This window comes from Bacillus sp. PS237, assembly GCF_037963345.1.
GTDB lineage: Bacteria > Bacillota > Bacilli > Bacillales > Bacillaceae > Bacillus > Bacillus subtilis.
The window spans coordinates 460,189-478,525 of sequence record NZ_CP150156.1 but is presented as its reverse complement, the minus strand read 5'-3'; the positions used below and the strand labels follow the sequence as shown (position 1 = coordinate 478,525).

Annotated in this window: 18 protein-coding genes; 3 read left to right on the top strand and 15 right to left on the bottom strand. The window is 45.7% G+C overall.

The window, feature by feature from the left end; genetic code table 11:
- Nucleotides 1–188: 188 nt before the first annotated feature.
- Nucleotides 189–2,372 carry a DNA topoisomerase III gene (locus NST22_RS02425; protein ID WP_003246684.1) on the bottom strand — a complete coding sequence of 728 codons (2,184 nt, stop codon included), beginning with the start codon at nucleotides 2,370–2,372 and terminating at the stop codon, nucleotides 189–191.
- Between the two features lie 64 nt (nucleotides 2,373–2,436).
- Nucleotides 2,437–2,871 (bottom strand): transcriptional regulator LrpC, encoded by a 435-nt coding sequence (gene lrpC, locus NST22_RS02420; protein WP_003246585.1) that lies wholly within the window; start codon nucleotides 2,869–2,871, stop codon nucleotides 2,437–2,439.
- A 184-nt stretch (nucleotides 2,872–3,055) separates the two neighbouring features.
- Between lrpC and NST22_RS02415 the strand changes: the two genes are divergently transcribed.
- On the top strand, nucleotides 3,056–3,346 hold the full coding sequence (locus NST22_RS02415; RefSeq protein WP_003246602.1) for a DUF3817 domain-containing protein: 291 nt from the start codon (nucleotides 3,056–3,058) through the stop codon (nucleotides 3,344–3,346).
- Nucleotides 3,347–3,389: 43 nt separating this feature from the next.
- Here the strand turns inward: NST22_RS02415 and amj are convergent, their stop codons facing one another.
- The 5 genes from amj to NST22_RS02390 form a co-directional block, all read right to left on the bottom strand.
- Nucleotides 3,390–4,199, bottom strand: a complete 810-nt coding sequence (gene amj, locus NST22_RS02410) for a lipid II flippase Amj (RefSeq protein WP_003234394.1) — start codon at nucleotides 4,197–4,199, stop codon at nucleotides 3,390–3,392.
- 505 nt (nucleotides 4,200–4,704) lie between these two features.
- Entirely contained in the window at nucleotides 4,705–5,127 is a 423-nt protein-coding gene (locus NST22_RS02405; protein WP_003234396.1) for a pyridoxamine 5'-phosphate oxidase family protein, read from the bottom strand.
- 77 nt (nucleotides 5,128–5,204) lie between these two features.
- Complete coding sequence (locus NST22_RS02400; RefSeq protein WP_003246691.1) at nucleotides 5,205–5,756, bottom strand: GNAT family protein; 552 nt, start codon at nucleotides 5,754–5,756, stop codon at nucleotides 5,205–5,207.
- Nucleotides 5,757–5,841: 85 nt separating this feature from the next.
- Nucleotides 5,842–6,345, bottom strand: a complete 504-nt coding sequence (lyxE, locus tag NST22_RS02395; protein WP_003234400.1) for a D-lyxose ketol-isomerase — start codon at nucleotides 6,343–6,345, stop codon at nucleotides 5,842–5,844.
- A gap of 15 nt (nucleotides 6,346–6,360) precedes the next feature.
- Complete coding sequence (locus tag NST22_RS02390; RefSeq protein WP_003246648.1) at nucleotides 6,361–7,221, bottom strand: SDR family oxidoreductase; 861 nt, start codon at nucleotides 7,219–7,221, stop codon at nucleotides 6,361–6,363.
- A gap of 155 nt (nucleotides 7,222–7,376) precedes the next feature.
- On the opposite strand from NST22_RS02390, the gene NST22_RS02385 reads away from it, so the two are divergent.
- Entirely contained in the window at nucleotides 7,377–7,973 is a 597-nt protein-coding gene (locus NST22_RS02385; protein ID WP_003234403.1) for a methyltransferase domain-containing protein, read from the top strand.
- Between the two features lie 19 nt (nucleotides 7,974–7,992).
- Here NST22_RS02385 and NST22_RS02380 read toward each other — a convergent pair whose 3' ends face one another.
- From NST22_RS02380 to pbpC, 4 genes are all read right to left on the bottom strand, one after another.
- Complete coding sequence (locus tag NST22_RS02380; protein ID WP_003246534.1) at nucleotides 7,993–9,504, bottom strand: class I adenylate-forming enzyme family protein; 1,512 nt, start codon at nucleotides 9,502–9,504, stop codon at nucleotides 7,993–7,995.
- A 211-nt stretch (nucleotides 9,505–9,715) separates the two neighbouring features.
- Entirely contained in the window at nucleotides 9,716–11,800 is a 2,085-nt protein-coding gene (gene mtlR / locus NST22_RS02375; protein WP_003246695.1) for a mannitol operon transcriptional activator MtlR, read from the bottom strand.
- Between the two features lie 185 nt (nucleotides 11,801–11,985).
- Entirely contained in the window at nucleotides 11,986–12,888 is a 903-nt protein-coding gene (locus tag NST22_RS02370; RefSeq protein ID WP_003246655.1) for an aldo/keto reductase family oxidoreductase, read from the bottom strand.
- Nucleotides 12,889–12,988: 100 nt separating this feature from the next.
- Nucleotides 12,989–14,995, bottom strand: a complete 2,007-nt coding sequence (gene pbpC, locus NST22_RS02365; protein ID WP_003246590.1) for a penicillin-binding protein 3 — start codon at nucleotides 14,993–14,995, stop codon at nucleotides 12,989–12,991.
- Nucleotides 14,996–15,145: 150 nt separating this feature from the next.
- On the opposite strand from pbpC, the gene NST22_RS02360 reads away from it, so the two are divergent.
- A complete protein-coding gene (locus NST22_RS02360) occupies nucleotides 15,146–15,433 on the top strand; it encodes an antibiotic biosynthesis monooxygenase (RefSeq protein WP_003234413.1) in 288 nt (95 codons plus the stop codon).
- A gap of 5 nt (nucleotides 15,434–15,438) precedes the next feature.
- On the opposite strand, the gene NST22_RS02355 is transcribed toward NST22_RS02360, so the two are convergent.
- The 4 genes from NST22_RS02355 to pxpC form a co-directional block, all read right to left on the bottom strand.
- Nucleotides 15,439–15,684, bottom strand: a complete 246-nt coding sequence (locus NST22_RS02355) for a YczI family protein (RefSeq protein WP_003240256.1) — start codon at nucleotides 15,682–15,684, stop codon at nucleotides 15,439–15,441.
- A 172-nt stretch (nucleotides 15,685–15,856) separates the two neighbouring features.
- Nucleotides 15,857–16,498 (bottom strand): spore germination lipase LipC, encoded by a 642-nt coding sequence (lipC, locus tag NST22_RS02350; protein ID WP_003234415.1) that lies wholly within the window; start codon nucleotides 16,496–16,498, stop codon nucleotides 15,857–15,859.
- A gap of 63 nt (nucleotides 16,499–16,561) precedes the next feature.
- A complete protein-coding gene (locus NST22_RS02345) occupies nucleotides 16,562–17,314 on the bottom strand; it encodes an IclR family transcriptional regulator (protein WP_003246517.1) in 753 nt (250 codons plus the stop codon).
- Between the two features lie 15 nt (nucleotides 17,315–17,329).
- The gene (gene pxpC, locus NST22_RS02340; RefSeq protein WP_003234419.1) at nucleotides 17,330–18,337 is read right to left on the bottom strand and encodes a 5-oxoprolinase subunit PxpC; all 1,008 of its coding nucleotides are present in this window, start codon (nucleotides 18,335–18,337) and stop codon (nucleotides 17,330–17,332) included.

Here is an 18,337-nt window from a genome sequence, read left to right as displayed (position 1 = left end):
TTGTCGCCTGAAGCAAATCAGACGCTCACAAATAGTTATAGACGAAAATATGACTGCCATGTTACAAAGTACATTTACTATAAAAGAAAAAAAATGCAGATTGCTAGCTTTTTTTTCCCTTTTTGAACATTAAGAAAACAGGACCTAAGTCCAATAAAAAACCTGTGCGATAGGCACAGGTTTTTTTATTATTTATCCAAACCGAGTTTTTTCAGCTGTTCTGCCAGCGCGTTGTTAATCGGCTCATCTTTATTTTGTTTTTTCATATAAGAGGATACGTCCCGTTTGGTAGCACGCGCTTTGTCTTTGTTTTTTCGTTTTTCAAATACAGAGAGCTTTTCACGGTGACCGCACACACACGCAAAGGTTTGGCCCTCGCCTTGGCCGCGAAGCTCCATTCTTTTATGGCAATTTGGGCAGCGTGCGTTTGTTTTTCGGGCAATCGTTTTTCTGCTTCCGCATTCACGATCTTGGCACACGAGCATCGTCCCGCGTTTGCCGTTTACTTTCAGCATCATTTTGCCGCATTCCGGACATGCCGTTCCCGTAATGTTGTCATGTCGGAAGGTTTGGCTGCTGTTTTTGATTTCTTTTACCGTTTGGTGAGCGTAAGCCTTCATATCTTTAATAAAAACAGCCGATTTCAATTTGCCGGCCGCGATCGCAGACAGCTTTTGCTCCCATTCTGCTGTTAAGGCCGGTGATTTCAGATCCTCCGGAACAAGCTGCAGGAGCTGTTTTCCTTTAGATGTGATAAAAATATCTTGGCCTTTTTTCTCGATTAAAAAGCTGTTGAACAGTTTTTCAATAATGTCGGCACGCGTTGCCACCGTGCCGAGGCCGCCTGTTTCTCCAAGCGTTTTGACGAGGCCTTTTTCTTCTCCCTGCATAAACGCGCTTGGGTTTTCCATCGCTGACAGCAAGGTCCCTTCATTAAAGCGGGCAGGCGGCTTCGTTTGGCCGCTTGTTTCCGTTAACGTGCGGACGGCAAGTGTGTCGCCTTTTTGAAGCGCAGGAAGTGTCTGATCTCTGTCATCCTCCTGCTCATCATCCTCTTCCGCCATATCATAAACGGCTTTCCACCCTTGCGACTGCACGGTTTTGCCTTTCGCCGTAAAGGTTTCTCCGCCGATTTCTGCGATGACCTTTGTTTCCTCATATTCGAATGCAGGCATTAATACAGCCAGGAAACGTTTCGCAATCAGGTCATACAGCTTTCGTTCTTTATCACTCAGACTGCTGAGAACGAGCGGCTCTTCGGTCGGGATAATCGCGTGGTGGTCTGACACCTTCGCGTCATTGACATATCCTTTATGAGATTTAATGCCGCGTTTTTTAATTTGGCTGACATATTGGGCATACGGTTTTACTTCCATGCCTTCCAGACGGTCTTTTAACGTCGGGACGATGTCACTGGATAAAAATCTAGAGTCCGTCCGCGGATATGTGACGAGCTTATGCTGCTCATATAGCTTCTGCAGGACAGAAAGCGTTTCTTTGGCAGAAAAACCGAAGCGCTTGTGGGCGTCACGCTGGAGCTCCGTTAAATCATAAAGCGCAGGCGCAAAGCTTTTTTTCGCTGTTTTTTTCAGCTCAGCTACGACCGCTTGCTTTCCTTGGAGATTTTTTAGCAAACGGCTTGTTACATCTTGATTGAACGTTCTCGTCTGCTTTGATTTCTTATCCTGCCACGTCAGCGTCATGCCGTCGACTGCAGCACGTATGCCGTAATACGGAACGGGCGTAAACGCCTGAATGTCTGCCTCGCGCTTTGCAATCATGGCAAGCGTCGGAGTCTGCACACGCCCGCATGAGAGCTGGGCATTGAATTTTGTGGTAAGTGCACGGGTGGCGTTGATCCCCACAATCCAATCCGCTTCCGCTCTGGCGACGGCAGAATGGTACAGGTTTTCATATTCTTTGCCGCTGCGCAGCTTTTGAAAACCTTCCTTGATCGCTTTATCCGTCACAGATGAAATCCACAGCCGCTTGATTGGTTTTCGGACATTCGCTTTCTCAATGATCCAGCGCGCAACAAGCTCACCTTCCCGGCCTGCGTCAGTCGCGATGACAATCTGATTGACGTCTTTACGGGTAAGCTGGGATTTGACTGCATTGAACTGCTTTCCGGTTTTTTTTATCACCACAAGCTTCAAGGGTTCTGGGATAATCGGCAGATCCTCTAGGCGCCATGATTGAAATTCTTTTCCGTAGCCTTCCGGATCAGCAAGCGTCACCAAATGGCCTAAAGCCCAAGTCACAATATATTGATCGCCTTCGAGATAACCGTTTCCTTTTTTATGGCACTTCAGTACCCGGGCTAAATCCCGGCCGACTGAAGGTTTTTCAGCTAATACAACTGTTTTTGACATGCTTGATCACTTCTCTTTCTTTCACGCTCATCCTGTTATTATAACAGACTTCGCGCGGCACTCTCTAACCGCGCCCGTTTTTCGTGTCAATTTCTGAGAAAATGACGTGAGTGACGGTTTGCGCGTAGGGCGATGTTTTGTTAATGAAATCTTCTACCGCTTCGAGGCTTTCGGCATTGATTTTCAGCATATAGCAGGCTGCACCCGCAATCCGGTAGCAAAATTCAATATTCGGCAATGTTTGAATATAGCTTTTGAACCGCTCATAATCCGCGTTTTTAACGGTTGCTTCCACAATGCAGGAAACGGGAAGCCCCAGTTTTTTCTGGTCGACCTCCAGCGTGTATTGCTTGATGATGCCAAACGATTCAAGCTGTCTTACCCGTTCTGTTACAGATGGAGGCGACAGCTTAATTTTTCTGCCTAATTCCCTCATCGACAAACGGCTGTCCTTCTTCAGCTCCTCAATGATATTCAGATCAATCTGGTCAAGTTTCATTTCAACATCCTTCTTTTTTGATTTTGTACACATTATCTCGGGTATTTTTGTAAATGACAAGTACAGTTCCCTAGAAAAGGCATGTAAAAATGAATGTTTTCCGAACATTTTTTGAAAGCTGTCATATGCCCCCCCGGATTGTTTATAGTATAAAATGAAAACGTGTCCACAAGGAGGGCGATTTATGCTGCACACGCCGATCGGAAGACTTCGCACGATGGGTTTTATTGAAGGAATGTCACTCTTAATCCTGTTGTTCATCGCTATGCCGCTTAAATATTGGGCAGGCCTTCCGCTTGCGGTGACAATTGTCGGTTCGGTTCACGGCGGGTTGTTCATTTTGTATTTGCTTGTCTTGGCTTATGCAACCTTCTCTGTCAAATGGCCGCTGAAATGGTCAGCTGCCGGCTTCATCGCCGCTTTCGTCCCATTCGGAAATTTTTTGTACGACCGCGGATTAAGGAACTATAAATAAGGAAGCGCAAAAAGGCTGGATCTTTATGATCCAGCCTTTCTTATTAAAACCACTTTGTCAGCCACGCGATATAGTAGGCCCCGGGAATAAACATGAGCTGGGCGAGGAGTGTGCCCGCCACCCTTGATGTGACCATTGTGACAGAGGTCCATTTTAAATAGATATAGCTTCGTTTTCCTTTTGCCACATCATCAGCAAGAACGGATACCTTAGGATCAACAAAAATAGCCAGCAGCATCGTTGCAATTCCGTTGATCAAACCCGAAGCCATGACGGCTGTCGTGCTGCGCTCCGGCGCCAAAAGGCCTGCGTATAAAGCCGAAAGCACACCAATCGTATAAATCGATGTGATCAGCATGTTGATGACAAACAAACGCTTCGGAATCAAGCGCATATGAAATCCTTTTACATATGAAATGGACGGCAGACGCAAATAGGAAAGGGCATTTTTGAATCCTTGTTTCGAGAATCCCTTTCGGAATACTTGAAAAACGGAGCCGCCGCCGCCCGCCAAGTGAATAATCGCCCGTGAAAAAAGAGCGACAAAAGACGGGAGCAGGATAATGCCCAAAATGGTGCCGACTGTCGATCCGAAAATTAAAAAGCGGAACTGCTCCCCTACAATCGCCAGTGCGTTTTTTCCAGCATCATCAATTAAATGCCCAGTAAAGGGCTGCTGCACCATATTCGACATTCTGGATACGATGACCATGACATTAAACAGAGAAAGCGCGGACGCAATAAATCCAACGCGAGCTCCGGAAAGCCTTGTCGCATAGGCTAAGGTTTCTATCGAGTGAATCAGCAATAAAAAACAAAAAATAAAAAGTACTTGTGTTGTAATGACATGCACGTTATTCTTCCTCCAATTTCATCCTAGAGATAAGACTGGAAAGAAGACAAGGAGGTTTCAGTACGATGTGTTTTTTGCAATAAAAAAACCGTCCGGCGTACGCCGGGCGGTTTGTCTTATTCTTTTCTATACGCAAATAAAGATTATATCATCCGCCAAGTCAGGCGGGTTAGATTCATAAAGCATTGTTCCGAAGAATCATTCTGGAAAGTAAACACCATGGAAATTTCTTGAACACAAGACAACGAAAGCCCTACCTCTCAATCGTCACTGCGGCTCCGAAGCCGCGCCGGTGTGAATTGTAAAACAAAAAAGTCTTTTTTCCATCTCATCGTTAGGGGCGATTTGTTATGAAGGAAAAGAATAAGGGCAGCTGGTTATGCTGCTTGGGAAGCGGTAAGCTTCTCTCTCAAAACAGAAAAAAGAAGTTTACTTTCTTTTTTATTTGCTTATTTTTCTTACTAGCTATTCATAATAACATATCGCCCCTGAAAACACAAATTTTTTATAGTTCGAGTGAGACCGGTGTTTTCTCCCCGGCATTCATTAATCTGATATCCTCCGGTTCAATTTCAAGAATCACCAGATTCGGATCATCCTTGCCGTCAAACCAGCGCTCTAATTTGGAACTCCATATTTTGTCCTTGAGTTCTGCCGAATTGTTGATCTTTGCTTTTCCGGCAACTTCGACATATGCGTCGCCAAAACCTTCACAATCATAGCCTAATAAAATGTGGACATTGGGGTTGTTCTCAATTTCTTCCGCTTTATGAGTTTCCTTGCTTGTCGGTGTGTAAATCGTCAGCCCGTCATGGAAAAAAGTCATGTAGCGGGAATGCGGTTTGCCCTTTTGAACTGTTGCGAGCGAACCTACTTTATGGTGATCTAGAACATCAAGCACTTTTTGTTTAATGTCTTGCTGATTCATCTCGAATCACTCCTTTTTAACGTCTCCGCTGTTACTTTTCCACATCCGGGGAAGATTTAAACAAGAAAGTGTGCTCTTTATTTTTCGCCTTCCCATTCACGCTTTAACAGACTGTAGTAGACGAGGTCGTGATGCATGCCGTTTACGTATAAGCCATCCCGTGCCTTTCCTTCCTCTAGAAACCCGATCCGCTCCGGAACCGCTCTGCTTTTTTCGTTTCCGACAGCCGCACAGATCGCCACACGATTCAGCTCAAGCTCTTCAAAAGCATACGTAATGAGTTTTCGGCAGGCAGCTGTAATAATGCCTTTCCCTTCAAATTCTTTGGCAATCCAATATCCGATTTCCGCCTTACGATTCACTTGATCAAGGTTATGCAGGCTGATCATGCCGCATAGGCTGCCGTCATAAAGGAGACCCGCCTCAATGCCGTTCAGGTCGGCATACTGGCGCCGCCAATCTGGAATGATTGTTTCTCGGTACGTGTCAGCGCTGCTTGGATTTTCCGCAAAAAACAGCCACTTGCCAAGCCGCTGCTGATTTTGGATAATGAGTTCGGCCAGCCGCTCCGCATCCTTCGGCTCCAATAATCGGATGGTGATGTGCTCATTTACCTTGCAAGTGAACATTGCCTCGCCCTCTTTCCTTTTTTACCCATTATAGCGATGATTCTGTTTTTTTCAATACAAAAAGGATGGGCTGTTAAGCCCATCCTTATATTCTTGGATCGGTAAAGATATCATGTTTATCCGTGCTCGTCGATGACATTTCCGTCACGACGGCACCTTCTTCCCCGGCCTGGAACCAATGCTTTGTGTTTGGTGGAATCGTGTATTGCCCGCCCGGTTCTAGCTCAATTTCGTGCCAGACCGTATAGTGTTCTCTGTCTTCCTGAGGAGGGAGAACTTTTGGAAGCGGCGTTTTTTCTCCTTCTACGTAAAGATACACTTTTCCGTAGCGGCAGCGGAAGGTCTCCTGCTTGCCTTCCTGGCCGTCGACCGGTGGATGGCGGTGTTCCGGGCAAGTCTGTCCCGGAAACAGCACCAATTCCTTTGAACAATAACGGTCTGTATTGACGTAGACGAAGAGCTGGAGCCCGACTTTTCTTTCTTTTCCTAAGCCGTAATCCATCAGCTGGATTTGGTCTACTTCCTCGTCCGTTAATACAATCCCTGCTTTTTGATAGTAGCTGTTCACTTCTTCTTTCGTGATGCCCATATGTCTCACTCCCTCTTATGTCGTCACAAAGTTTCCGCCGTTGACATGCAGGGTCTGACCTGTCATGTAAGAGGACTCATCTGATGCCAGAAGCACATAACAGCCGACGTGCTCAACAGGCTGTCCAGGACGGCCCATCGGCGTATCTTGCCCAAATTGAGCAACTGTTTCTTCAGGGAACGTAGCTGGGATTAGTGGCGTCCAAATTGGACCCGGCGCGACTGCATTTACACGGATGCCGTCTTTGACAAGCGCCTGCGCCATTGTTCTTGTAAAGGCATTGATCGCCCCTTTTGTCGCTGTATAATCAATCAGTGTCGGGTTCCCTACGTACGGGTTGATGGATGTCGTATTGATGATGGCGCTGCCCGGTTTCAGGTAATCAATTGCTTTTTTAGTCAAATAAAATTGAGAATAAAAATTTGTTTTGAATGTGCGGTGAAGCTGTTCGCTCGTAATATCTTTGATGCTTTCCTTCGGGTGCTGTTCACCTGCATTGTTGACAAGGATGTCAAGGCCGCCTAGTTCCTTGACCGTTTTTTCAACCGCTTCATTGCAGAATTCCTCTTCACCTACGTCACCAGCAATCAGCAGGCATTTTACGCCTTCTTGTTCAACACGTTTCTTCGTCTCCTCAGCGTCTTCATGCTCATCCTTATACACAATGGCGATGTCTGCGCCTTCCTTTGCGTAAGCGACGGAAACCGCGCGTCCGATCCCGCTGTCGCCGCCTGTAATAAGAGCTACTTTTCCTTTTAATTTGTCTGCTCCTTTATAATCCTCGTACTCATACACCGGACTTGGATTCATTTCGCTTTCAATTCCCGGCTGGCGACTTTGAGTTTGTGCCGGCAGTTCTTTTGGATAATTTGCCATGATGATTCTCCTCCTTTGTTTTCATGTCTATTTGTTGTGTACCTCACACACTCTTTGGATAAACATGGCTTGGCACCTTCGCATTGCTTTATCAGAAAAATGTTTCACATGGAACGCTGAGAGGAAATTAACTCAAAAAGGGGGTTGGTTGCTGAATGATTAACATGCTTTCTAGAAGATTCAGCAGGCCAAAGGGCGTCATCGGCATGATTGCCGGGTACATCATGGCTGCTGAAAATCAAACACTGAATCAGTGGACAATCAATCAGCTGGGTATCACGCGCGGGGACAGCATTTTAGAAGTCGGGTTTGGCCCGGGATACTGCATGCAGCAGATGCTGAAACGCGAGAAGGATGTTCATCTTCATGGGATTGATGTATCAGAGGCCATGCTGAAGCTGGCCGCCCGCAGAGTGAAACCAAAGGGCGTACGCCTGATACAAGGAAGCATCGAGACATTTCCTCTCCCCGCCTCGTTTTATGATAAAGTGATTTCCGTTAACAACTACACCATTTGGAATGACCAAACAAAAGGCATAAAACAGATTTATCGGGCATTAAAGCCAGGCGGCAAAGCAGCCATTACGATGCAGCCGCGGGAAGCGGATGCCAGTCCTGAGAAAACCAAATCATTTGGAAGACAGATGATTGCTGACTTTAAAGCAGCCGGCTTCGAAGACATTGATATACAATTTAAGAACATTAAGCCTGAGCTTTCCGTCTGTGCAACTGCAAAGAAGCCCGCCACATAAAGTGGACGGGCTTCTTCTTTTATGAATGTACAGCCTGATTGCGCAGGACGTCTTTTTTCACCTTGCCAAGGTTGTTTTTCGGCAGTTCGTTAACAAATTCAACTTCAGGTATTTTGTAAGCGGACAGGCGTTCTTTACAAAATGCGATGACATCCTCTTCCGTGATGCGCTGGCCGCCATTTTTCACGATAAAAGCTTTCGGTTTTTCACCGTAAAGCGGGTCAGGAATACCGACCACAGCCGTTTCAAGGATTCCCGGGATCTGCTGGATAACTTCTTCAACCTGATCAGGATAGACGTTATCGCCTCCGTAAATAATGACATCCTTGTAGCGTCCCGTGATGAAAATAAAGCCATCTTCATCTACATATCCTGAATCTCCGGTTCTAAACCATCCATTTTGCAGCACTTTCGCTGTTGCTTCAGGATTGTCTTCATAGCCTTTAAATAAGAATGGAGTATGAACAACGATTTCGCCGATTTCTCCTTGAGGAAGTTCTTCTCCGGTCAGAGGATCTTCCACTTTGACTTTAACACCTGCCACAGGTTTTCCTGCAGATGCCGCTTTATCCATTCCCATATCAGGCGTCCATGTGCTGATGCCCCAAGCCTCAGTACTTCCATAGCCATGCGCAAGCGGAATGCCAATATCAAGATAGCGGCTTATTAGGCTGCTCGGCACTTTTGTTCCGCCTGTCATTAAAATAACAAGCGAAGATAAGTCAGTTTGGTGCTTTTCCCACGCCTCAAGCAAATACGTGTAGAACACAGGAAGAGCCATCACGGTCTGAATCTTCTCTTCTTCAATGACCTTCAGCATGTGAACAGGATCTTGATCCTTTGTAAACACAAATGTTGTTTCTGCAAACGTTCCAAGCATGATGCAAATGAGCGCACTCGTATGATAAATCGGATGGCACGCGAGAAAACGAAGGCCCTTCATACGTGCTATTGAGCTGTTGGATTTTTTAACGTATCTGTATATGCCGCCATGTGTAATCATGCATCTTTTCGGGTTTCCCGTTGTTCCAGATGTAAACATCAGAAGTGCTGTATCATCAGGTGAAACCATTTCCGTCTCTGGCAAATGATCAGGACCTGCAAACAGCGCTTCAAATTCAGCAGATGTTTCGTAAGCTGTTCCTGTTTCCATTGTTACACACAGTGAGGACAATTCAGGAAGAACTTCATCCAGTATCTCTTTAAACTCCGCTCCGTAAAACATCGCTTTTGGTTCACTTGCTTTTAAAATGCCTGTCATTTCATATGGTTTCAGCTGCCAGCTGACAGGTACGACAACAGCACCTATTTCAAGTGCGGCGAACATAACAGTTGAGGCGGGATGGCCGTTTTTGCAAAGCAATGCAACACGGTCGCCCTTTTGAATTCCTTTTTGAAGCATGGCATTCGCCAGCTGATTAATCCGTTTACGGTAACCTTTATATGTCAGTGTATGGTCTCCGCTTTTTACAGCCTCTATTTCTTCGCTATTCGGCATGTCATGCAGAATCAGATGCTGTAATGTTTCCATATCGTCATCTCCTATATTCTCTTGAATCTTCAATAATTTGTTAGATTTTCTTCCTTACCTCACCCATTTTAACCCAAAAAAGATAACTTGTAAAACTATTTCATTTTGGAATTATTCCAATACTGAATGATAAAATAGTCCCACATTTTCTTATTTTGTTCCCCATCCACAGAAAAACACACGCCAAATTTTTGACGTGTGCCATGCAGGTTTACAGTATGTTTTTTTCTTTCATCCATGTGAAAAATATGCGGTTTAACCGCTGATACAATTCTTGTCCTCCTTCTTCCTGAAACCCCGCCATGCTTTCTCCGCTCTCGATAATTGCCGAGCTGATCGCGCTTAAAATCTCCGAGCCTTCAGCAGATAATGAGCCAGGCGCCATCATGACGAGAATGCGTGTCATCCTGAGGGTATTTCCGTCCATGCCATCCACTTCATAGGGGGTGCTGAGATCAAACATTTTGAAAAAAGGCAGGACGATTTCATCATTTTTGAGATGATAAAGCGCCATGTTTGTTCCGGGGATTCCCAATCCCCCTTGTTTCTCCCGCTCAGCCAGGCAAACCGCGGCTTTTTCCGGATCACGGATCAGGCCATCCTTCTTCAGCTGTTGAAAAAGCTCTAGCAGAAGCATGCTATGGTCCGGGTTTGTTTTGAGTTGAGCTAGCGTAAAATGGCGCAGAACATCTTGGATAACTTCCATATACCGCCCTATGCTTTCCGCCGCCTCCAGCATGTCAGGTACATCAGCTTGCTGCGCCTCTTCCTTCGAGCTTCTTTTTTTGTTAAGAATAAGGGGAATCTTCCGCTTGATATACTGCTTGACCTGGTTTGCGTCTTCCTCATTTAATAGTGGGCTGACCATGATGTAATCAATGTTTTCATAAGGAATCGGTACAGTGGACACAATCATATCATAGGCTTGAACATCCTTCCCCTTTAGCTCGATCAGAGATGACATATCAAACGATTCAATTTCCGGCAGCTCTTTTTTCAGTCTGGAGGCAAGCATTTTCGAGGAGCCGATCCCGCTTGAGCAGACGACAAGCGCTTTCACTTTTGCTTCTTCTTTTTTGATTTCAAGAGCCGAGCCAAAGTGAAGAACGATAAAAGCGATTTCATCATCAGAAAAGGACATGCCCGGAAAATACTTTTCGACACCTTCTTCGATCGCCATATAAAGCAGAAAATAATCGCGCTTGATCTGTTCCTTCATCGGATTGTATATCTCAATATTTTCTTTTATGCGGCTGACGGCCGGCTCCAAATGGGCAATCAAGCCTTCATATAAAGAGTAGTTTTTCGTCAGATCCATTCTGATTTTGTCTGAAATAAAAGCAATGAGCCGCTTTGTTTGCAGGGCTGTTTCCAGCTCAATTTCCTGCGCTTTGTATTCTGTTTTGTATTTTCGATTGGCGCTTCGAAGATGGATTGTAATATAGCCGACCTCCGCCTCTGGAATCGTCACGCCGAAGGCACGTTCAAGCTCGCCCGCGATTTCAAGAGCGGAGCTGTATTCCTTCGCATTCATCAGTTCCTCAAGCTCATTTTGCTCCATGGTGATAGTTTCCCCAAGCTTAATTCGTTCGATCGCATACGTCAGATGGACGACGAGCGCTATATAGGAGCTGTCGGACAATGAAAAAGCGATTTTTTCTTTGAGCTGAAATAAGATGCGCTCCATTTTTAACAGCTCACCTTTGCTGACAACCCCGAACATTTTCTCTGAAGAATCGGTTTTTCCTTTGATGTTTAATTCAACCGCTTCCAAAAACATTTGGATGTCGAGACGGTTCACAATCAAGTTGCCGACAATTTTCCGTTTCGCATTCTCCGGCCCTATGAGCTGGATGCCAAAACCTCTTTTGCGGATCAGTGTCAGTCCAAAGGGAGAAATCCACTTCTCGAGCTCATCTAAGTCATAGCTGACCGTGGCATTCGTCACCTGGAGATCATGAGCAAGCGTGTACAGTTTGACGGGCTCCTGAGACTCTAATAACGAACAAAGAATGAGCAGTTTCCGTTCGTCGGCGCTGTATTCATGCTGTTCATATGATAAATCAGTAAGCAGCTTTTGTTTACCCTCGGGACTTCCCACTGCTTTCAACCCTTTACCGGGCTGTTTATCTAACGTAAGCCCCACGGTTTCCATCAGCGGTTTAATTGATTTGAGTTCCCTGTGAATGGTTCTCGTGCTGACTTGCATCAGCTCAGCAAGCTCAGTTACGGTTATATATCTGTTTTGTAATAATAAGTGCTTTAACAGCTTTTGTTCTCTGGCAGTCATATACATAAAAAAGACCTCCTAGCCAATCTTGATGTGCGGATGAAGTCGCAAGGAGATGCAGTAGAGGATATAGAGAGGTTTCCTTTTAATATAAAACGCTTTCAAGAAAGAATCAATCACTTATAAATGGTAATTTGGCACTAAGCGGTGTGACAATATTGAAAAAGCATCAGCTGGTAAACTGATGCTTTTTATGGAATATCGTAACCCTGTACGGCTGTAAAAATGCGGAACCATTGATCCTGGTCAAGCTTGTATGACAACGCATTTATCGCGGCGGAAATCCGCTCGCGCTTTCCGCTTCCGACAATCGGCATGATGCCGGCCGGATGCGTATACAGCCATGCGTACATCACCTCGTCCAATGAAGCGGCGCCGATTTCCCCTTGGACGGATTCAAGCGCCGTACGGACACGTCGGTCTTTATCCGTGTTTTCAGTGAATACTTTGCCGCCTGCCAGAGGCGACCAAGCCATCGGCGGAATCCGTTTTTCCTGGCACAGGTTCAAAGTGCCGTCGAGCATATTTTCTAATTCGTATGCGGAAAGCTCAATCTGGTTGGTTACGAGCTTCTCAGGCAAATATGATTCCAGCATCCGATACTGGTGATCTTTAAAATTTGAAACGCCAAAGTACCTGACCTTGCCAGAGCATTTCAAGGCCTGAAACGCCTCTGCTACCCCCTCCGGATCCATGAGCGGGTCCGGTCTGTGAATCAAAAGCATATCGATATAATCCGTCCTAAGGTTCATAAGCGATTGCTCAACGGATGCCAAAATATGCGATTTGCTTGTGTTATAATGATGCGATCTGTGAGCGGGCCGTTCAGGCGATTCAAGAACGATACCGCATTTTGTGACCAACTCTATGTTTTCTCTTAATCCAGGCGAAAGGGCAAGGGCGTTTCCAAACAGCTTTTCGCACGTATAGCCTCCATAAATATCCGCATGATCAAAGGTCGTGATGCCGTGATCGATACACCATTCAATGAGGCTTAGAAGTTCAGCATCTGAATAGTTCCATTCATTCAGCCGCCAAAGCCCGTGTATGACTCTTGAAAATTGAAGATCCTCCGCCAATTGAATACGCTGCATGCAAAATCCCTCTTTTCTTTGTATAAACCGGGTTTTGCCCCTTACTAGTTCATTCGGCCTCAGATCCCCTTTTTCCTTTCGCTCCTTTTAAAAAGACATTTTAATTCGATTGAAATTGCTTTTTCGCTTTCTCAACGACATAGTGGCTGCCGCCGCGGTCCTGCACATTTTGGATCATCATGGCGACAAGCAGGTCTTTGTTTTCGTAATCGTAGCCGACAAACCAGCCATTTTCCGTGCCGTCTTTATCATCTTTTGATGTTTTCAGCTCGGCTGTTCCTGTTTTTCCAGCCACTGTGATTCCTTTCACGACAGGCTGATACGCTGATCCGCGCTCATCTTCCACAACGCCTTTCAGACCTTTTGTAATGTCTGCCGCTCCTTCCTTCGTGACCACTTGCTTGTGCCAAACATCAGCTGTTTGTGAATCTTTTTTGATCAGCGTCGGTTTGACAAGGTCTCCATTGTCAACAAATGGCGTGTAAGCAGTTGCCAAGTGAAGCGGAGACATTTGCATTTGCCCTTGTCCGTAGCCTGTATCCGCAAGCAAAATGTCTGAATCAAGCTTGTCATTTGCAATAGACGATTTCTGGATCGGGAATTCGTACGGAACGTCCTCTGAAAAACCGAATGTCTTCAAGCCTTTTGTAAAGGTGTCCGCTCCCATATCAAGCGCATTCTGGGCAAAATAAATATTGTCTGACGTAATAAGGGCGTTTTCCAAATCGACTTGTTGAAGTCTCTCAGACACACGTGTCACTGAATAGCCGCCCCAGCTTGAATCTTTTTGCCACTCCTTGCCTTTGATTGTTTTCTTCTCATCGGCTTTAAGGGTGCCGTTTTTGATTCCAATAGCAGCCGCAATCGGTTTAATGGTAGAACCTGGCGCGTATGTCTTATTGAATTTCGCTGAAAACGGATTGTTTTTATCTTTGTTTAGCTTTTTCCATTCCTTATCGCTCCAGCCGAAAATAAATCCGTTTGGATCGTAGGAAGGCGCGCTGACAAGGGCGAGTGTTTCGCCTGTCTTCGGCTGCAGCGCGACTGCCGCCCCGCTGTCATCCTTCAGTTCATCATACAGCTTCATTTGCGTTTTGATATCAATTGTGAGGTGAAGATCCTCGCCGTCCTTTGCTTTCTTTTCAGCGATGACTTCCCCGGTTTGCGGCACGTAGATTTTCCAGCCAGTTGTGCCTCTTAGCTTGTCTTCATACACATTTTCAAGTCCGGCGATACCGATGTTAGACGTATCGCTGTACGTTCCTTCTTTCTTTTTCTTCAGTTCTTCCGCTGTAATGGCGCGGACATAGCCTGTCAAATGGGCTGTCTTTTCGCCATACGGATAGTAGCGGGAGCTGACATTCGTTCTTGTTACGCCTTGTAATGACGTCGCTTCAGAAACTAATTTCTCCTGGTCAGGCTTGACCTTTTTGAGCGGCACAAACGAATCGTCTTTTACCCAGCCTTGATCCAGCTTTTTCTTGATGTCGTCTTCAGTCAAATCAAGTTTTTTGGCGAGTTCTTTTATGACTTTCTCTTTTTTATCGCCAAGCTCTCCGGGAACAATTCCAATTTCCGGAACATCTGTATTGACGGCTAAGCCTTTTCCATTTTTATCGTAAATTTGGCCTCGTTTCGGTTCAATGCTCATAATTTGCACGGTTTTGTCGTCAGCCAGCTGCTTGAAAATAAACGATGGGTCCCAATCTATATTCCATGACTCCTCGTCATCTGTTTTTTCTAATTTCAGCACAGCAGTATTCTTGAAGCTGACTTTGCCGGCATTTGTGTTCATGCTGACTTTATACGGGATATGTTTCATCGTCTTGTTGTCTTGATCGTCCTTATCTACTTCTCCCGCAGTGACTTTCAAATTTTTTACGCCGGCCTGCTCATAGATGGCTTTATACCTGTTGACGAAATCTTTTTTGGAGATTTCTTTTTTGACATCTTTAGTCAGGCTTTGATACATGTCATCGAATTGCTGATCGTTCCACTGTTTCACGAATGCTTCCATGCGATCCTCTGGTGAATCTGTTTTGGAGCATCCGATTAACCCAATCAATCCGACGCATAGAAATACTAGTAGAATACACTTTTTTAACATGACTTTCCCCTGCCTTCCACTTGTTATTTTCTCTTAATTGAATTGGTGCGTGCAAGATTTTTTTGAAAATGAAGGAAAAGTTCACCGATTTTGCAGAAATCTCCTATCGTTTGCTGTAGACTATTTGAAAAGACAGAAAGAAGGGATAGCATGGTCAGAGAGGCAGCAATGCTTCACATTAAAGAAGGCCTTGAACAAGAGTTTGAGGATGCATTCCGGCAAGCTGCGCCGATTATTTCCGGCATGAAGGGCTATATCACTCACTCGTTATCAAAATGCATGGAGGAAACGCATAAATATCTGCTTCTTGTGGAGTGGGAAACACTTGAGGACCATACGGAAGGCTTTCGCGGTTCTTCAGAGTATCAAGAGTGGAAAGCCTTGCTTCATCGGTTCTATACCCCGTTCCCGACGGTCGAGCATTTTCAGGATGTGTAATAGATTTATATAATATGAAGTGTAAAACCGATAAGGGAGACAGACCATACAAAAACGGCGGTATAAATATTAAAAGCGCCTGAGCCGTCATTTTCTTTTTTGCGCTCTTCAAGCCCCTGCATAAACATGACCGCACCAAGAAAGACGAGCATGACCGATTGGATTACAGAGGTGTGTTCCGTATAGTTAAAAGCAATAAGCGCCAGTATAATAATGATAACCGCAAAAGACATTTTAAAAATCCGAAACAAAAGGACCATCCTTCCTTATATACGAAATATTGAACGTTATGGCTATATTTGCCTACGCCCTCCATTATTCTAGCGCACTTTGTTTGTCTGTAGAACAGAAGACAGAGAATTTTAAGTTTCTTTTAATATTTCGATCACACATAAAAAACGCGCCTGTCATGAGGCGCGTTTTCTATGAAACTGATAATTCTTTATAGCCTAGCTTGTGAACGGCTTCAGCCATCGCTTGATAGCCTTTGCTGTTCGGATGGACACCGTCAAAGGACAGATATTCCTGTTCTTTGCCTTTGAAGATGCTATAGGCATCCGCGATTTTGACATGGGGTGCTGATGCAAGTGTTTCTAAATGTGAATTAAACGAAGTGATCCATTTGCCGGCGATATCAATTTCGGGAAACGGATTGTATAAGTTGAACACACGAATGGCGTACGGGGAAGGATTTTCTCCTTTAATCTCGGCGACTTTGGCAATCATCTTTTCAAAATTCTCATGGCAATGGGCGGATACACGGCTGAAAATCGTTTCATCCTTAGAGGTTTGGTAGGCTAAGACCGAATCGATGAGATCGTTTCCGCACCCTGTGATCGTTATCATATCAGCATCTCGAATACATTTTTGCACATAGGGATATGACAGGAGTCCCAAAATCTCTTCTGTATTCAGACCTGATCTGGCAAATATGTTTATTGCCGTTCTTGTTTTCAAGTCAGCTTCCATCATGTCCCCAAAACGCTGGACGAAGCCGGGTGAAAACAGCCCGGAGCCTCTCCCTGTCGTCAAGGAATCGCCCAGAGCTGTATATCGAAGCACCATGTTCTTTCCTCCACTCTTGAACGTCGATACGTTAATGTACGCAGCAGAGAAAAGATTGGCTACTTATGTATATCCTATTTTTCTTGAAATCTGTAAAGCGGCGTCCTTCACCTTTTCTGTTAAATAGGGCAGCCTGTCTTCTGTAAATCTCGCTTCAAAGCCTGCAATGCTAATGCCGGCTGCCACCTGGCGCTCATGGTTAAAGATCGGGGCGCCGATCGCCGCCGTATAGTTTTCGAGCTCTGAATAGCTGACAGTATAGCCATTTTGCACAGAGGCATCAATCTCCTGAAGCAGTTTTTCGGGATCGGTAATCGTTCCGGAGCCAATCGAAATGAGCTCGGTTTGTTTGATGTATGCTTCGATTTCTTCACGGGGAAGAAAGGACAGAATGCTTCTGGCGCACGCTCCCGCGTATAGGGGGGAACGCCTGCCGATCGCCGTATACAGCCGCACAGTCTGTGTCCCTTCTATTTTCTCAACGTATATCGCTTCATTGCCGTCCCTCATGATCAACTGCACGGCCTCATCCACTTCCCGGCACAGCTCTTCCATCACCGGTTTCGCTATTTTTCTGATATCCAGCCTGTCAGCGACAAGCTGTCCGAATTCCAAAAACACCAATCCCAGCGAATAAGCGCCGGACGCATCCCGACTGAGGAACCCCATTTCCTCCAAGGAGCTGACCATCCGGTGAACAGAGGTCTTCGGCATTCCCGTCAGCGACACCAGTTCACTTAAGGTTAGGCTTGGTTTATGCAAAAACAAATTAAGCAGCGCCATAGATTTGACTACGGTTTTATTTTTATTCTGCATCATTCATCCCCTTTGCTATGTCAGCCATTCCATCTTCATTCTCGTTTTCAGTTCTTTTATATGCTGTTCCCGTTCTACCGCAAGCGCTTCTGCCTCCTGGAGGGACACAGGCTCAAACTGAACGTGCTCGCCCGGCATGATTTGGGAAACAATCGGAAGATCAGCGGATATGATGTGCGCGATCCTCGGATAGCCGCCAGTCGTCTGCCGGTCTGCAAGCAGGATAATCGGGTTGCCGTCAGGCGGCACCTGAACTGTTCCGAATGAAACCGCTTCCGACACCATCTCAAGCGGGGCCTTCAGTTCGAGCGGTTCTCCTTTGAGCCTGTAGCCCATACGGTCGGACTGCGGCGTGACACGAAATGCTTCTTCATAAAAACGCGTTTTTGATTCTTCTGTGAAAAAGGCAAATTGCTTTCCTTCCAGCACCCGAATGACGGGATTCTTCTTCAATGGCAGAAATCTGCCGCGGCTGACTGACCACTTCGGTGCTGCAAATCCCTGTTTTCCAAGCTGCGAACTTAAGCGAGAAAGGATGGTTTGCGAAAGAGCTGACATCTCTCCAATGTTCAGTTCATCTTCTTTTTGAAGCGCTCTGCCATGAAGTCCGCCAATGCTTCCTCTGACGTATGTGCTTTTACTTTCCATGACGGCAGGCACCTCAATGCCGCCAGCTGCCGCCAAATAAGCACGGCTGCCGAGTTTGCAGGGGCCAAAGCTGACCGTGCTGTTTTCCTTGATGAGCACAGGCTTCCATAAAGGCGCTTCCTCGTCATTAATACGCAGCGTGAAGTCCGCCCCTGTCACAGCAATCAGTGTCTGTTTTGAAAAATGAAACGACGGACCGGGCCCCATCATCGTTATTTCGAGACCTGCTTCATTTTCGCCGTTTCCTATCAACAGATTGGCAATGCGCAGTGAAACCGTGTCCATAGCGCCGCTGGCCAGAACGCCGTATTTTTGGTAACCCGTTCTGCCTATATCCTGAACCGTTGTGAGCAGTCCGGGCTTTAATACTTTCAT

Bases quoted from the DNA above. Each gene is read 5' to 3' on its own strand.
- NST22_RS02390 (WP_003246648.1), bottom strand. From the start codon at position 7,221: ATGGCAAATTATCCAAAAGAACTGCCGGCACAAACTCAAAGTCGCCAG.
- mtlR (WP_003246695.1), bottom strand. From the start codon at position 11,800: ATGTATATGACTGCCAGAGAACAAAAGCTGTTAAAGCACTTATTATTA.
- lyxE (WP_003234400.1), bottom strand. From the start codon at position 6,345: ATGGGCATCACGAAAGAAGAAGTGAACAGCTACTATCAAAAAGCAGGG.
- NST22_RS02360 (WP_003234413.1), top strand. From the start codon at position 15,146: ATGGTCAGAGAGGCAGCAATGCTTCACATTAAAGAAGGCCTTGAACAA.
- lrpC (WP_003246585.1), bottom strand. From the start codon at position 2,871: ATGAAACTTGACCAGATTGATCTGAATATCATTGAGGAGCTGAAGAAG.
- NST22_RS02425 (WP_003246684.1), bottom strand. From the start codon at position 2,372: ATGTCAAAAACAGTTGTATTAGCTGAAAAACCTTCAGTCGGCCGGGAT.
- NST22_RS02345 (WP_003246517.1), bottom strand. From the start codon at position 17,314: ATGCAGAATAAAAATAAAACCGTAGTCAAATCTATGGCGCTGCTTAAT.
- pbpC (WP_003246590.1), bottom strand. From the start codon at position 14,995: ATGTTAAAAAAGTGTATTCTACTAGTATTTCTATGCGTCGGATTGATT.
- NST22_RS02400 (WP_003246691.1), bottom strand. From the start codon at position 5,756: ATGTTCACTTGCAAGGTAAATGAGCACATCACCATCCGATTATTGGAG.
- NST22_RS02415 (WP_003246602.1), top strand. From the start codon at position 3,056: ATGCTGCACACGCCGATCGGAAGACTTCGCACGATGGGTTTTATTGAA.
- lipC (WP_003234415.1), bottom strand. From the start codon at position 16,498: ATGGTGCTTCGATATACAGCTCTGGGCGATTCCTTGACGACAGGGAGA.
- NST22_RS02380 (WP_003246534.1), bottom strand. From the start codon at position 9,504: ATGGAAACATTACAGCATCTGATTCTGCATGACATGCCGAATAGCGAA.
- NST22_RS02405 (WP_003234396.1), bottom strand. From the start codon at position 5,127: ATGAATCAGCAAGACATTAAACAAAAAGTGCTTGATGTTCTAGATCAC.
- NST22_RS02370 (WP_003246655.1), bottom strand. From the start codon at position 12,888: ATGCAGCGTATTCAATTGGCGGAGGATCTTCAATTTTCAAGAGTCATA.
- NST22_RS02385 (WP_003234403.1), top strand. From the start codon at position 7,377: ATGATTAACATGCTTTCTAGAAGATTCAGCAGGCCAAAGGGCGTCATC.
- pxpC (WP_003234419.1), bottom strand. From the start codon at position 18,337: ATGAAAGTATTAAAGCCCGGACTGCTCACAACGGTTCAGGATATAGGC.